This is a genomic window from Phaeobacter gallaeciensis DSM 26640 (assembly GCF_000511385.1).
GTDB classification, from domain to species: Bacteria; Pseudomonadota; Alphaproteobacteria; order Rhodobacterales; family Rhodobacteraceae; genus Phaeobacter; species Phaeobacter gallaeciensis.
In genome coordinates this window covers 3,130,164-3,144,362 of the sequence record NC_023137.1, presented here as the reverse complement: position 1 = coordinate 3,144,362, position 14,199 = coordinate 3,130,164, and the positions used below count along the sequence as shown (strand labels likewise).

Below are 14,199 nucleotides of genomic sequence, written 5' to 3'. Positions count from 1 at the left end.
GGCGGAACACCGGGCAATGCCCGTCCCGCCCCGGCGAGCGGGCGTTGCCCTTAACTCTTCATCAATTCCGTTACCACTTGGCGCCGGGATAGGCGCGTTGCAGCCATTGCATCTGGGTCAGCAGGTGGCCCAGATGTTCAGTGTGCATCGCACCGGTGCGCCCGCCCTTATGGGCGAAGCGGCTTTCCGGAATGGTCAGCGTCGCGTCGCCCAGGATGCGGGAGATCAGCGCGTCATATTCTTCGCGCAGGCTGGCCGGGTCGGGGGCGATGCCTGCCTTGACCATCTCGGCGTCCACATCGTCGGACTGGAACATTTCACCCACGTAGGGCCACAGATAGTCCAGTGCTTCCTGCATCCGGCGGTGGCTTTCCTCGGTGCCGTCACCCAAGCCCACCACCGTGTCGGCAGAGCGTTCCAGGTGATAGGCGACCTCTTTTGAGGCTTTCTCGGCAATTGCGGCCACCCGTTCATCCGAAGATTTCATCAGTCGGCCCAGCTGGATCGAATGCCAGGCGTCAAACAGGAACTGGCGCATCAGGGTGCGGCCGAAGTCGCCGTTCGGCACCTCGCACAGCAGCACATTGCGGAAGTCCCAGGCGTCGCGCAGGAAGGCGAGGTCGTCGGCGGATTTGCCGTCGCCCTGCACCTCAGCTGCGAGGCCGAGCCACATCTGGGTCTGGCCGATCATGTCCAGCGCGGTGTTGGCCAGCGCGATGTCTTCTTCCAGCACCGGCGCGTGGCCGCACCATTCGCTGACCCGGTGGCCGAGGATCAGGGTGTTGTCGCCCATCCGCAGCAGGAATTGGGTGAGCGCGTCTTCCGTGTTAACAGCGGCGGTCATTACATGGCCCCCACTTCTTCGGGGATGTCGAAGAAGGTCGGGTGGCGGTAGACCTTGCTTTCCGATGGCTCATAAAGCGGGCCCTTGTCGCTGGGCGAGGAGGCGGCGATGTGGTTGGCCTCAACCACCCAGATCGACACACCTTCGTTGCGGCGGGTGTAGACGTCGCGGGCGTTCTTGATCGCCATCTCGGCGTCCGGCGCATGCAGGGAGCCGACGTGGCGGTGGCTCATGCCATGCTGGCCGCGGATGAAGATTTCCCAAAGGGGCCATTCGTTTTTCATGTTTCAATTCCTCCTGGCTGAAGGGGGCGCTTTCGCAGCGTTCAAAATCGGGCGGAGCGCCAAAATGCTTGGGGTTACTCGGCGGCGTGCTGGCGTGCGGCTTTCTTTCTGGCGTGGGCCAAGAGCCCGTCGCGCACCCATTTGCCGTCGTCCCAGGCCTTGTTGCGGGCGGCGAGGCGGTCTGTGTTGCAGGGGCCGTTGCCCTTCAGTACGTCGTAAAACTCTGACCAGTCCGGGTCGGTGTAGTCATAATGGCCACGTTCCTCGTTCCATTTCAGGTCCGGGTCGGGGACGGTGAGGCCAAGGTATTCGGCCTGCGGCACGGTCTGGTCTACGAACTTCTGACGCAGCTCGTCGTTGGTGTTCATCTTGATCTTCCAGGCCATCGACTGGGTGGAGTGGACCGAATCCTTGTCGGAGGGGCCGAACATCATCAGTGACGGATACCACAGGCGGTTCAGTGCGTCCTGGGCCATCTTTTTCTGCTCAGCCGTGCCCTCGGCCATCCTGCGGATGGCGTCATAGCCCTGGCGCTGGTGGAAGCTCTCTTCCTTGCAGATGCGGATCATCGCGCGGGAGTAGGGGCCGAACGAGGTCCGTTGCAGCGGCACCTGGTTCATGATCGCCGCGCCGTCCACCAGCCAGCCGACTGCGCCGATGTCGGCCCAGTTCAGCGTCGGGTAGTTGAAGATCGACGAATACTTCATGCGCCCGTCCAGTAGCATTTCAGTCATCTCGTCGCGCGACACGCCGAGGGTTTCCGCCGCGCAGTAGAGGTACAGGCCATGGCCCGCCTCATCCTGTACCTTGGCGAGCAGGATCGCCTTGCGTTCCAGCGTGGGCGCGCGAGTAATCCAGTTGCCCTCGGGCAGCTGGCCGACGATTTCTGAATGGGCGTGCTGGCCGATCTGGCGGATCAGCGTCTTGCGGTAGCCTTCGGGCATCCAGTCCTTGGGCTCGATCTTCTCGCCCGCGTCGATACGCGCCTGAAAGGCGGCCAGCTTTTCCGGATCGTCCTGGGTCGCTTCGGATTTGACCATCTGAGCATACATGTCTGGGACCTCCCTTGGGTTTCTTACACGCGTTCGAGGATCAGGGCGGTGCCCTGTCCGACGCCGACGCACATGGTGCAGAGCGCATACCGCCCGCCGGTGCGCTGCAATTGGTATGCGGCGGTCAGCACCAGCCGCGCCCCGGACATGCCGAGCGGGTGGCCCAGTGCAATTGCACCGCCGTTGGGATTAACATGGGGTGCATCGTCCGGAAGACCAAGCTCACGCAGTGTCGCAAGGCCCTGCGCGGCGAAGGCCTCGTTCAGCTCGATCACGTCCATCTGGTCAATGGTCAGACCGGTGCGGGCCAGCACCTTGCGCGTGGCGGGCACCGGGCCGATACCCATGATGCGTGGCTCTACCCCTGCGGCGGCCATGCCGACGATGCGGGCCATCGGTTTCAGGCCATTCTTCGCGGCCGCGGCCTCATTCGCCATCAGGATCGCCGCGGCGCCGTCGTTGACGCCAGAGGCGTTGCCGGCGGTCACAGTCTTGTCCGCGCCGTTGACGCCCTTGAGGCCTGAGAGTTTCTCCGCCGAGGTGCCGGGGCGGGGGTGTTCGTCGGTGTCCACCACAATAGCATCACCCTTGCGCTGGGGGATGGTGACCGGGGTGATTTCGTCGTTGAAGATGCCACCCTCATGCGCAGCGGCCCAGCGAGCCTGGCTGCGGGCGGCAAAGGCGTCCTGATCGGCGCGGCTGACACCATAATCCTCGGCCACATTATCGGCGGTCTGCGGCATCGAGTCAGTGCCGTACATTTCGTGCATTTTCTTGTTCACGAAGCGCCAGCCGATGGTGGTGTCATAGACCGCGTTGGCGCGGGTGAAGGCGGAGGTCGCCTTGGGCATCACAAAGGGCGCGCGGCTCATGCTTTCGACGCCGCCGGCAATGGCCATGTCATAGTCGCCTGCCTTGATGCCGCGCGACGCCATGCCGACCGCATCCATGCCGGAGGCGCAGAGGCGGTTGATGGTGGTGCCGGGCACAGTGGTGGGCAAGCCCGCCAGCAAAGCGGCCATACGGGCCACGTTGCGGTTGCTTTCGCCCGCCTGATTGGCATCACCCAGGATCACATCATCCAAGGAGCCCCAGTCGACGTCTGGGTTGCGCGCTGCCAACGCGGCAATTGGCAGGGCGGCCAGATCATCGGTCCGCACCTGGCTGAGCGCGCCGCCGTAGCGGCCGATTGGGGTGCGGGTGGCATCGCAGATGAAAGCATCCATGGGTGTTCGCGTCTCCAGATCGCGGCAAGTTATAAGCCGACCATATAGTCGGTAATAGGCGTAGAAGTGATTCTCGGCAAGAGAGATGTAACCGTAATATGCATACTGCATGAAATCTGTAACATATTAGTAATCTGCAACCAGCCGGTTGGTCAGCGTGGTGCAGTGTTGATGCGTCCAGCCCGGAAGCCTGTTTCGCTGAGCGATCAGATGTGGAATAGTTTACATGTTGACTAATTTTGCGCCTGTGCTCTGACTGGCAAGAGCCTTGGTCTGCACCTTTGGCCAGCGTGTCAGTAGCAGGCAGAGATAGTCAAAGGCTGAGGAGGGCTTGATGAATATTCTCTACATCATGTTTGACCAACTGAGGTTTGATTATCTCAGCTGTGCTGGGCACCCGCACTTGCAGACACCGCATATTGACGGCTTGGCAACGCGTGGGGTGCGGTTCACTCGTGCCTATGTGCAATCGCCGACCTGTGGGTCCTCGCGTATGTCCAGTTACACAGGCCGCTATCCATCAAGTCATGGCGTGCAGTTCAACGGTTACCCTCTGCGTGTGGGGGAGTGGACGATGGGTGACCATCTGCGCAAGGCCGGGATGAGCTGCCATTTGATTGGTAAGACCCATATGGTTGCCGATGCGGAAGGGATGCAGCGCCTTGGCCTTGCTCGTGACAGTATTATTGGCGTGCGCCAGACGGAATGTGGTTTTGATCCGTTTGTGCGTGACGATGGGCTTTGGGCCGAAGGGCCTGATGGTTTTTATGACAGTAAGCGCAGCCCCTATAACGAGTATCTCAAATCGAAGGGCTATCCGGGTGAGAACCCGTGGGGTGATTTTGCCAATGCCGGGACGGAAGGGGCGGATATCGCGTCCGGCTGGTTCATGGTCAATGCCGACAAACCAGCCAATATTGCTGAGGAAGACAGCGAGACGCCATGGCTCACCCGTGAGGCAATGAGGTTTATTGAGACAGCCGAACAAAACGGTGATCAGCCCTGGTGCGCGCATCTGAGCTATATCAAACCGCATTGGCCCTACATCGTGCCGGCTCCCTATCACGATATGTATGGTGCCGAGCATGTGCTTCCGGCTGTGCGCAGTGCGGCTGAGCGGGAGGAGGTTCATCCCGTGTTCGCGGGGATGATGAACAATCAGATTGGCCAGGCCTTTTCCCGCGATGAGGTGCGTCAGAAGGTGATCCCGGCCTATATGGGATTGATTAAGCAGGCCGACGATCAGATGGGCCATCTATTTGCGTGGCTAGAGGCGACGGGACGTATGCAGGACACTATGATCGTGCTGACGTCAGACCATGGGGATTACCTCGGCGATCACTGGTTGGGAGAAAAGAACCTGTTCCATGAGCCGTCGATCAAGGTGCCATTGATAATCTATGATCCGCGAGAGGAAGCGGATGTCACACGCGGAACCACTTGCGATGAGTTGGTTGAGGCGATTGATCTGTTGCCGACATTTCTGGAGGCTGCAGAAGGGGCGGCTGCCTCGCATATCCTTGAGGGGCGCTCACTGATGCCATGGCTGCGTGGCGAGATGCCCGAATGGCGCGACTATGCTGTCGCAGAGTTTGACTATGCGACGCTGCCGTTGTGTGAAAAACTCGGGCTGGCCCCCAAAGATGCCCGCCTGTTTATGGTGGTCGATAAACGGTGGAAGTTCATGCACGCAGAAGGCGGTCTTCGCCCCATGCTGTTTGATCTTCAGGACGATCCTGATGAACTGGTAGATCTGGTTAAGACCGGCGCGCATCAGGAGGTGATTGATCTGATGTATGACCGTCTATTGGAGTGGGGGCTACGGATGTCGCAGCGCATCACGCTATCGGACGAACAGATTGCCACGCGGCGGGGGAAGTCGGCCCGAAAGGGGATTCTCTTGGGTGTCTACAAGGCGTCCGAGGTGGATGACACATTGACTGAAGCCTACCGCCGACCGATCCCAAAACCTGCGAACTGATCGCAATTGTCATGTCTGAAGAGACGCACCGTCATATGCCGAAGATGTTGAGCGGCGGTTGGCAAGCTGCAGTGGGGCACGGCATGATGGGTCTTGTCAGCTTGCAGAGCCATATCTAGGGTGGGCCCCATGTTGCGGAATAATGTTCCGCATTGCGAAATTATTGGGGCCGACGCCTGCGTCGACCGAGGATAGTCATGCCGCAGACTGGCTCCGGTGAGCTTCGCTGCGTTGCATTCCTGATCGGCACCGCCCGCAAAAAGAGGAAAGTTCCATGACCGAAGCCATTGTCTACGAGCGGATTGGTGACATCGCAGTTCTTGCCGCGCAGAACCCGCCGGTGAATGCACTTGGTATAGATGTGCGCCGCGGTCTGTTGGCAGGAATTGAACGCGCCGAGAAGGAAGGCGCGCGAGCCGTGCTGATTTATGGTGAGGGGCGGACGTATTTTGCAGGTGCTGATATCCGAGAGTTTGGCAAACCCATGGAGGAACCGGGCCTGCCAGATCTCTGCAACCGTATCGAAGCCGCCAAGCTGATCGTCGTATCGGCCCTGCACGGCACAGCGCTGGGCGGTGGGTTGGAGGTAGCGCTTTCCTCGCACTACAGGATCGCCGTGCCAGGCGCCAAGATGGGGTTGCCGGAGGTCCATCTGGGGATCATTCCAGGCGCTGGTGGGACCCAGCGGTTACCTCGCGTCGCAGGTACGGAGGCCGCATTGGAGATGATCACAACTGGCCGCCACGTGGCGGCTGCCGAGGCTTTCGATAAGGGCGTCATTGATCGTATTGCTGAGGGCAACCCGCGTGAAGTCGGGCTGGCCTATACCCGTGAGCTCCTTGAACAGAATGCACCGCGTCGCCCGATCTGTGACATGCCCGCGCCGGAGCCTGTCGATTTTGATGCCACATATGATCGTGTTCTGGCCCGTGGGCGCGGTCAGCTCTCCCCGGCTATTGCGGTGCGGGCGGTGCAGGCCGCCTGCGAGGCGCCAAGTTTTCTTGATGGTGTGCGGCAAGAACGCGAATTGTTTATGAAACTGATGGAAAGCGATCAGCGGCAGGGCCTGATCCACGCTTTCTTCTCGGAGCGGGCGGTCAGCAAACTGCCTGAGCTTGCTGATGTAACTCCCCGCAATATTGCTGCGATGGGGGTCATCGGTGGCGGTACCATGGGGGCTGGCATCGCAACAGCTGCGCTGCTGGCAGGACTTTCGGTGGTGCTGATTGAACGGGACGAGGCAGCCTCAGTTGCGGCGCGGGAGCGCATTGAAGGCAATCTCAAGGGCGCGCTGAAGCGGGGCAAGATCAGCCAGTCGCAATTCGACGCCATTCTCAATGAGGCGCTTGAACTGGCAACGGATTATGCAGCGCTGTCGCAGGTCGATCTGGTGGTCGAAGCGGTTTTTGAAGACATGGGTGTGAAACGCGACGTTTTTGCAGCGCTGGATGAGCATTGCAAACCGGGTGCCATTCTCGCCAGCAATACGTCATATCTGGATATCAACGACATTGCGACCGCCACCGGTCGTCCATCTGACGTGATCGGGCTGCATTTTTTCTCGCCCGCGCATGTGATGAAACTGCTGGAGGTGGTGGTCGCAGATCAGACAGCGCCTGATGTCGTGGCCACCGGTTTCGCCCTTGGCAAAAGGCTGAAGAAAACCTCGGTACGCTCCGGCGTCTGTGATGGCTTCATCGGCAATCGGATCATGAACAGCTATCGCAAGGCAGCTGACTATATGGTTCTGGACGGCGCATCGCCCTATCAGATCGACAAGGTGATGACCGGGTTTGGCTTCGCCATGGGTCCGTTTGCGGTCGCTGATCTCGCTGGGCTGGACATCGGCTGGGCCGCGCGCAAGCGTCGCGCGCCGACACTCGACCAACGTGAACGGGTGGTGCATTTCTCTGATATGCTCTGTGAAGGCGGCGATTTCGGGCAGAAAACCGGTCGCGGTTTTTACGTCTACGAAGAGGGCAAGCGTGGCGGGACGCCGAATCCACAGGTAGCCGAATACATCGAACGCGATCAGCGCGATCAGGGCGTGACACCACAGGTTTTTGCCAATGACGAGGTTCTGCGCCGCTACATGTGCGCGATGGTCAATGAGGCGGCAAAGGTTGTCGGTGAGGGCATCGCCCGCCGTCCTCTGGATGTCGATATGGTGCTGCTGTTTGGTTACGGTTTCCCCCGGTTCTGGGGCGGCCCTCTGAAATGGGCGGATCTGCAGGGGCTGGACAGTATTCTCAAGGATATTCGCCGCTACGCCAAGGAAGATGCCTTCTTCTGGCAGCCAGCACCGCTGCTGGAGCAGTTGGTCGCTGAAGGGCGCAGCTTTGATGATCTCAACAAGGAGGCTCGCTGATATGAAACAGGCTGTTATCGTTTCTGCCGCTCGCACCGGTCTGGCCAAATCCTTTCGCGGGTCTTTCAATCAGACGCATGGTGCCACCTTGGGGGGGCATGCTGTTGCTGCCGCTGTTGAACGGGCCGGTCTGGAAGGGGGCGCAGTTGAGGATTGCATCATCGGTTGCGGCTTTCCCGAAGGGGCGACGGGGCACAATATCGGGCGCCAGATCGCTTTGCGCTCCGGCTTGTCGCAGTCAGCGGCTGGCATGACAGTGAACCGGTTCTGCGCGTCGGGCCTGCAGACCATTGCGCTGGCGGCGCAGCAAATCACTGCCGATGGGGTCGGACCGATGGTTGCGGGCGGGGTGGAGAGCATTTCCATGGTGCAGCCCAACGTGACACAGGTGCAGGATCCCTGGCTGCAAGAGCATAATCCTGACGTCTACATGGCGATGATTGACACGGCGGATGTCGTGGCTGAGCGGTATCGTATCAGCCGGGAGGCGCAGGATGCCTATGGCCTGCGCAGTCAGCAGAAGATCGCAGCAGCGCAGGATGCGGGCCTCTTCGATGATGAAATCATGCCCATGCAAACGGTTATGGCGGTAAAGGACCGGGACACAGGAGAGGTCAGTCATCGCGAGGTCACAGTAAATCGGGATGAATGCAACCGTCCGCAGACGACATTGGACGGGCTGGCTGGGCTGGAACCGGTGCGCGGTGCAGGCAAATTCATCACCGCTGGGAATGCCAGCCAGCTCTCGGATGGAGCGGCTGCCGTCGTGATGATGGAGGCTAATGAGGCCAGCCGCCGCGGTCTTGATCCTATGGGGGCGTTTCGAGGGTTTTGCGTGGCAGGCTGCGCGCCCGACGAAATGGGCATCGGCCCCGTGCATGCCGTGCCGCGTCTGCTGGAGCGGCACGGGTTGACGGTGGTTGATATTGACTTGTGGGAGCTGAACGAAGCTTTCGCAAGTCAGGCGCTTTACTGCCGGGATAAACTCGGCATTCCGGATGAAATCTGTAACGTCAACGGCGGTTCAATTGCAATCGGCCACCCGTTCGGCATGACTGGCGCGCGGATGGTGGGACACCTCCTGCGTGAAGGTCACCGACGTGGCGCCAAACTCGGGGTGGTCACCATGTGCATAGGCGGCGGCATGGGCGCAGCGGGTCTGTTTGAAATTTATTGATCACAACCGCGCGCGGCTCGCCGTGTTGAGGGGAGCGGGGCGGACAAGTCAAACATAGCAGCCAATCAGCACGGGGAGGTGCGCGGCATATGGACCTGAACTATTCGACCGAGGACCTTGCCTTTCGCGCGGAGGTCCGCGCCTTTTTGGACGCCAAGCTGCCCCAGGACCTCTCAGACGCCGTTCGTCTGGGGCGCGGGTTGGGCAAGGAGGGGCATGATCGCTGGCACAGTATTCTGAATGAGCAGGGCTGGCTGGCACCAACCTGGCCAGAGGAACACGGAGGCTGCGGTTGGAACGCAGTTCAGCGTCATATCTTTGAGGAAGAATGCTGCCGCGCCCATGCGCCACGCATCGTCCCCTTTGGACTGACCATGTTGGCGCCTGTTTTGCAGAAATTTGGCTCCGACGAACAGCGCGCCCATTTTTTACCCAAGATCCTTTCGGGGGAACATTGGTGGTGTCAGGGGTATTCCGAACCCGGCGCCGGTTCTGATCTTGCCAGTCTGCGCACACGGGCTGTTCGTGACGGGGATCATTACGTTGTCAACGGACAGAAAACCTGGACCACGCTCGGCCAATACGCCAACTGGATTTTCTGCCTCGTGCGGACCGACCCGGATGCGAAACAGCAGGAGGGCATTTCCTTCCTACTGATCGATATGGATACGCCCGGTATCGAGGTGCGACCGATCATCCTGCTTGATGGCACCCACGAGGTGAACGAAGTCTGGTTCACCGATGTGCGGGTGCCGGTTGAAAACCTGGTTGGCGAGGAAAACAAAGGCTGGACCTACGCGAAATATCTGCTGACCCATGAGCGTACGAATATCGCAGGCGTGGGGTTCAGCCAGGCGGGATTGGAAGCGGTGAAGCGGCTCGCACGTCAGCAGATCCATCGTGGCCGCCCGCTGATTGAGAACCCGCATTTCGCGGCGCGGCTGGCCCGCGCAGAAATCGACCTGATGGCTATGGCGACTACCAATCTGCGCATCATCTCTGCCGCCTCCCAAGGTCAGGCCCCGGGCGTGGAGAGTTCGATGCTCAAGGTGAAAGGCACCGAAATTCGTCAGGAGATTAATGATCTGGCGCGCCGTGCTGCTGGCGTTTACGCGCTTCCCTTCGCGTCTGAGGCTTTGGCCGGCGACAACAGTGCCCTTGCTCCGCCGGAGGGCAGCGACGCCGTTGCGGCGCAGTATTTCAACAATCGCAAGCTGTCGATCTTTGGCGGCTCGAACGAAATCCAGAAAAACATCATCGCCAAGGTATCGCTGGGAGGCAGGTCATGAACTTTCAGCTGACGGACGAGCGGCAGATGTTGCAGGATAGCCTGCGTCGGTTTCTTGCGGACCGCTATACGGTGGCTGCGCGAACCGAGGCGATTGCGGATCCTTCGGGGTATTCCCCTGCGATTTGGACACAACTGGCTGACTTGGGCGTGCTTGGCGCTTTGCTACCCGAAGCGTTCGGCGGATACGGCGGCGCTGGCTTTGACATCGCGACAGTCTTTGAAGAGTTGGGTCGTGCGGGTGTGGTCGAACCGGTCCTTGATTCAGCAGTGCTCTGCGGTGCTTTGTTGTGCGGGCCACGTGATGCGCAGCCGTCGCCCCGTGACCGGGAATATCTTGAGCGGCTGGTTGCGGGAGACCTGCAATTGGCCTTCGCCCATGGAGAGCCGACCAGCCGCTACGAGCGCACTTGGGTTGAGACCACCGCGACTGTTGATGGACAGGATATTGTCCTGACGGGCCGCAAAACCGTGGTGGTCAATGCTGAGGCGGCGGAGCTGTTGATTGTCTCTGCGCGCGAAGGAGGGGCCTCTGGTGACCGCGACGGCCTGTCACTGTTTCTCGTTGATCCGCAAGCGGCTGGTGTGCGCATGCAGGGCAGCGCGCTGCTGGCCGGCGGCAGAGCCGCAGAGATCGAGCTGGATGGTGTCCGCCTGCCGCTCTCAGCGCGTCTTGGTTCAGCGAGCGGGGCCGCTACCCGGATTGAGACAGCATTGGCCACGGCAGAGGTTGCGCTGGCGGCAGAAACCCTCGGTGCTATGGAAACGGCCACGCGGCTGACGATGGATTACCTCACGACGCGACAGCAATTTGGGCGGCCAATCGGGACGTTCCAGGCGCTGCAACATCGTGTTGCTGAGATGCTGATTGAGGTCGAACAGGCGCGCTCTGCGGTGATCAATGCTGCGGGCCACCTTGGGGATACCCCGCAGACACGCGACCGCCACATTGCAGCTGCACGCAATCTCATCGGTCGAACCGGGCGTCATATCGCCGAAGAGGCAATCCAGCTGCACGGCGGCATTGCAATGACCGCAGAATATGAGCTGGCCCATATCGCCAAGCGCATCGTGATGGCCGAACATCGGTTTGGCGACGCGGACACTCAGCTGGAGCGGTTCATTGACCTCGCAGCAGCCTGACCCGATATCGTCAACCAACTCGGCTGAGGGCGGAGAGGCGCCCGTGCCGGTTAAACGGATTATTGAGGACCCGGGCTGCCAGCAACTGGTCGGCTATCGCACGGAGATTGACACGCGCACTGGAGCCTGCCGTGTCTCATTGGAGCTCGCACCGCAACATCTCAACCGCAACGGGCTGCTGCACGGTGGCATCGTCGCGACATTGATGGATGTGGTTTGCGGCAATACAGCCTCGCAGCATTTTGATGTGCTGGCGCACCCGCCGGTGGTCACCGTGTCGTTGACCCTCTCTTATGTGGCTGCTGCGCGCACCGGCCGGGTTGAGGCCACGGCCAAAGCAACCGGTGGCGGCGCATCGTTGGCCTATGTCACGGGCGAACTGGTGGACAGCGGTGGCCACGTCCTCGCCACGGCAAGTGGCGTATTCAAAAGGATACGCCGCTGACGTGCGCCCATTGTTTCCGCGCCGAGTGATCCGACACGGCCCGTAAAATCACAGGGGATGATCCATGACGCTATGGCACGAATACCTTGAAGAACATGCGCGCCAACGCCCCAAGGCCCCGGCTTTTGGTGACAGTGGTGGCACGCGCTGGACCTATGGTGATCTCGCGCGGGCCTGCGACGCATTACGGACACATCTGGCCGACCTAGGTGTCGGGCCGGGTGACCGGGTGATGCTGCTCTGCGAGAATTGCTGCGCCGCGGTCGCCGCGTTGTTTGCCACATCACAGCTGGGAGCCGTGGCGGTTCCGGTCAATGCCCGGATGCGCGCGCCTGAGGTCGACCGCATCCTCGCTCATGCCAAGCCTGTGGTGGTTCTGCTGACCGCTGCGGCTTCGCCTGACGCGGCCGCCCATGCCCGCCGCCTCGGCGCGCAGGCTATTGAAGGCGACTTTGGCCGCCTGCATGTTGTTTCTAAGGATGCAGATGGCAGATCCCACGTGCAGATACCCGAGGGGTTGGCAGTGCTCCTTTATACCACAGGCACCACCGGCGCTCCGAAAGGGGTGATGCTAAGCCACGACAATCTGAATTTCGGCGGCGGTGCCTCGGCACGGTTGCGCGATATGACCGTCGATGACGTGGTCTACGGTGTGTTGCCTCTTAGCCATGTGTTTGGCCTTGCGTCTGTTTTAACTGCTTCCGTGATGATCGGAGCCGAGGTGCGGCTTGAGACACGGTTCACGGCGGAGCGGTTTTATCAGGCGTTGCGGTCCGGCATCACCCTTGTCTCTGCAGTGCCGCAGATGCACGCGCTGGTGATGCAATATGCCAAGGAGCAGGGGCTGGACCACCTCGGCAGTCCGGATTTGCGCTATGTGTCGTCCGGTGCTGCGCCGTTGGATCCCGATTGGAAACGTCGGGCCGAGGCGTTTTACGGCGTTGCCTTGCAAAACGGATACGGCATGACCGAGGCGACCGCAGGTATCTGTGCCACGCGTAACTGCTTGGGTGATCCTGATACGTCGGTAGGTCCGCCGCTACCGGGTGTCGATGTGCGTCTGGATCAGAGCGTTCCGGGTGGTGGCGATGGGTTGGGAGAGATTTGCCTGCGGGGCGGCAATGTCATGCTGGGGTATTTCGACAACCCGGAGGCAACCCAAGCTGTTCTTGATCCTGAGGGCTGGTTGCGCAGCGGAGACATGGGGCGGCTGGACGAAAGTGGCAACCTACATATTGACGGGCGTGCCAAGGAACTGATCATCCACGGAGGCTTCAACGTCTTTCCGCCAGAAGTCGAAGCAGCGCTGAACGCTCACCCGCAGGTGGTTCAATCCGCTGTAGTCGGTCGCCCGCAAGGAGGAGATGAGCAGGTGGTTGCCTTTGTACAGGTGGCGGTTGGGGATGAACCAAAGGTGAGTGAATTGCGTGCCTTCGTGGCGGAGCAGCTTGCAGGCTACAAACGGCCTGGTCTCTTCATCCTGACGGAGCAGCTGCCAGCCGCACCGACAGGGAAGATACTGAAGCACGTGCTGCTGTCACATTTTGCGGATCAACTGCCCGCCGTATGATCCCAGAAGGAAAAGAAGCGCCCGACAGGACGCCTCTTATTCAGGGGATCTGCCCGCTGGGTCTTATGCCCAGACACCGCTTCCAGCGGCGCGGATGTTGCGAATGTTCTCGCCGTAGATCTCAGGGTTGTCGACAGAGCCCCCCTTGAAGACGGCGGAGCCCGCTACCAGAACGTCGGCACCGGCTTCGGCAACCAGTGGTGCGGTTTTCGGATCAATGCCACCGTCAATCTCGATATGGACCGGACGATCACCAATCATCTCGCGCAGGCTGCGGATCTTGCTGGTCATATCGATGAACTTCTGCCCGCCGAAACCGGGGTTGACGGTCATCACGCAGATCAGATCGGTCAGGTCGAGAAGATGCGCCACCGCTTCTGCTGGGGTGCCGGGGTTGAGCGCGACACCGGCTTTCATCCCGGCAGCACGGATCGCCTGCAGGGTGCGATGGATGTGTGGGCCTGCTTCTACATGGGCGGTCAGAACATCGGCGCCCGCATCGGCATATGCGTCGATATAGGGATCGACTGGGGCGATCATCAAATGCACGTCCATCACGGTTTTCACATGGGGGCGAAAGGCCTTCACCGCCATCGGGCCGAAGGTGAGATTGGGCACAAAATGACCGTCCATCACGTCAATATGGACCCAATCGGCCCCCTGGGCTTCGATGGCCTGAATTTCCTGGCCAAAGTTGGCGAAGTCAGCGGACAGGATAGACGGCGCGATCTTGATGGAGCGGTCGAAAGACATGGCAGCGGTTCCTTGGGTTCGTGGACAGCGTTTTGCCGCCATATAGCGGCTTGGAAGCTGCGCGCCTA

At 60.5% G+C, this 14,199-nt stretch carries 12 protein-coding genes; 7 read left to right on the top strand and 5 right to left on the bottom strand.

The features are described 5' to 3' along the window. Positions 1-70: 70 nt before the first annotated feature. From paaC to pcaF, 4 genes are all read right to left on the bottom strand, one after another. Complete coding sequence (gene paaC / locus GAL_RS15135; RefSeq protein ID WP_024098441.1) at positions 71-844, bottom strand: 1,2-phenylacetyl-CoA epoxidase subunit PaaC; 774 nt, start codon at positions 842-844, stop codon at positions 71-73. Further along, the gene (gene paaB / locus GAL_RS15130; protein WP_008557866.1) at positions 844-1,128 is read right to left on the bottom strand and encodes a 1,2-phenylacetyl-CoA epoxidase subunit PaaB; all 285 of its coding nucleotides are present in this window, start codon (positions 1,126-1,128) and stop codon (positions 844-846) included. Before paaB ends, paaC begins: the two co-directional genes overlap by 1 nt. Before the next feature lie 74 nt (positions 1,129-1,202). After that, positions 1,203-2,180, bottom strand: a complete 978-nt coding sequence (gene paaA / locus GAL_RS15125; RefSeq protein ID WP_024098440.1) for a 1,2-phenylacetyl-CoA epoxidase subunit PaaA — start codon at positions 2,178-2,180, stop codon at positions 1,203-1,205. Between the two features lie 23 nt (positions 2,181-2,203). Beyond that, the gene (gene pcaF, locus GAL_RS15120) at positions 2,204-3,406 is read right to left on the bottom strand and encodes a 3-oxoadipyl-CoA thiolase (RefSeq protein ID WP_040104115.1); all 1,203 of its coding nucleotides are present in this window, start codon (positions 3,404-3,406) and stop codon (positions 2,204-2,206) included. Positions 3,407-3,740: 334 nt separating this feature from the next. On the opposite strand from pcaF, the gene GAL_RS15115 reads away from it, so the two are divergent. From GAL_RS15115 to GAL_RS15085, 7 genes are all read left to right on the top strand, one after another. After that, complete coding sequence (locus GAL_RS15115; protein ID WP_024098438.1) at positions 3,741-5,387, top strand: sulfatase-like hydrolase/transferase; 1,647 nt, start codon at positions 3,741-3,743, stop codon at positions 5,385-5,387. A gap of 274 nt (positions 5,388-5,661) precedes the next feature. Beyond that, the gene (locus GAL_RS15110; RefSeq protein ID WP_024098437.1) at positions 5,662-7,755 is read left to right on the top strand and encodes a 3-hydroxyacyl-CoA dehydrogenase NAD-binding domain-containing protein; all 2,094 of its coding nucleotides are present in this window, start codon (positions 5,662-5,664) and stop codon (positions 7,753-7,755) included. Between the two features lies 1 nt (position 7,756). After that, the gene (locus tag GAL_RS15105; protein ID WP_024098436.1) at positions 7,757-8,932 is read left to right on the top strand and encodes an acetyl-CoA C-acyltransferase; all 1,176 of its coding nucleotides are present in this window, start codon (positions 7,757-7,759) and stop codon (positions 8,930-8,932) included. Between the two features lie 89 nt (positions 8,933-9,021). Continuing rightward, positions 9,022-10,221, top strand: a complete 1,200-nt coding sequence (locus GAL_RS15100) for an acyl-CoA dehydrogenase family protein (RefSeq protein ID WP_024098435.1) — start codon at positions 9,022-9,024, stop codon at positions 10,219-10,221. After that, the gene (locus GAL_RS15095; RefSeq protein WP_024098434.1) at positions 10,218-11,363 is read left to right on the top strand and encodes an acyl-CoA dehydrogenase family protein; all 1,146 of its coding nucleotides are present in this window, start codon (positions 10,218-10,220) and stop codon (positions 11,361-11,363) included. The genes GAL_RS15100 and GAL_RS15095 overlap by 4 nt, the downstream gene beginning before the upstream one ends. Continuing rightward, a complete protein-coding gene (locus GAL_RS15090) occupies positions 11,344-11,808 on the top strand; it encodes a PaaI family thioesterase (RefSeq protein ID WP_040104114.1) in 465 nt (154 codons plus the stop codon). Before GAL_RS15095 ends, GAL_RS15090 begins: the two co-directional genes overlap by 20 nt. Positions 11,809-11,872: 64 nt before the next feature. Further along, positions 11,873-13,378, top strand: coding sequence for a class I adenylate-forming enzyme family protein (locus tag GAL_RS15085; protein WP_024098432.1), 1,506 nt, complete (start codon positions 11,873-11,875; stop codon positions 13,376-13,378). A gap of 63 nt (positions 13,379-13,441) precedes the next feature. On the opposite strand, the gene rpe is transcribed toward GAL_RS15085, so the two are convergent. Beyond that, positions 13,442-14,131, bottom strand: coding sequence for a ribulose-phosphate 3-epimerase (gene rpe / locus GAL_RS15080; protein ID WP_024098431.1), 690 nt, complete (start codon positions 14,129-14,131; stop codon positions 13,442-13,444). Positions 14,132-14,199: the final 68 nt, after the last annotated feature.

Excerpts from the sequence above, each read along its gene's own strand:
- GAL_RS15115 (WP_024098438.1), top strand. The coding sequence starts at position 3,741 with ATGAATATTCTCTACATCATGTTTGACCAACTGAGGTTTGATTATCTC.
- paaA (WP_024098440.1), bottom strand. The coding sequence starts at position 2,180 with ATGTATGCTCAGATGGTCAAATCCGAAGCGACCCAGGACGATCCGGAA.
- rpe (WP_024098431.1), bottom strand. The coding sequence starts at position 14,131 with ATGTCTTTCGACCGCTCCATCAAGATCGCGCCGTCTATCCTGTCCGCT.
- GAL_RS15100 (WP_024098435.1), top strand. The coding sequence starts at position 9,022 with ATGGACCTGAACTATTCGACCGAGGACCTTGCCTTTCGCGCGGAGGTC.
- pcaF (WP_040104115.1), bottom strand. The coding sequence starts at position 3,406 with ATGGATGCTTTCATCTGCGATGCCACCCGCACCCCAATCGGCCGCTAC.
- paaB (WP_008557866.1), bottom strand. The coding sequence starts at position 1,128 with ATGAAAAACGAATGGCCCCTTTGGGAAATCTTCATCCGCGGCCAGCAT.
- GAL_RS15095 (WP_024098434.1), top strand. The coding sequence starts at position 10,218 with ATGAACTTTCAGCTGACGGACGAGCGGCAGATGTTGCAGGATAGCCTG.
- GAL_RS15085 (WP_024098432.1), top strand. The coding sequence starts at position 11,873 with ATGACGCTATGGCACGAATACCTTGAAGAACATGCGCGCCAACGCCCC.
- GAL_RS15110 (WP_024098437.1), top strand. The coding sequence starts at position 5,662 with ATGACCGAAGCCATTGTCTACGAGCGGATTGGTGACATCGCAGTTCTT.
- GAL_RS15105 (WP_024098436.1), top strand. The coding sequence starts at position 7,757 with ATGAAACAGGCTGTTATCGTTTCTGCCGCTCGCACCGGTCTGGCCAAA.
- paaC (WP_024098441.1), bottom strand. The coding sequence starts at position 844 with ATGACCGCCGCTGTTAACACGGAAGACGCGCTCACCCAATTCCTGCTG.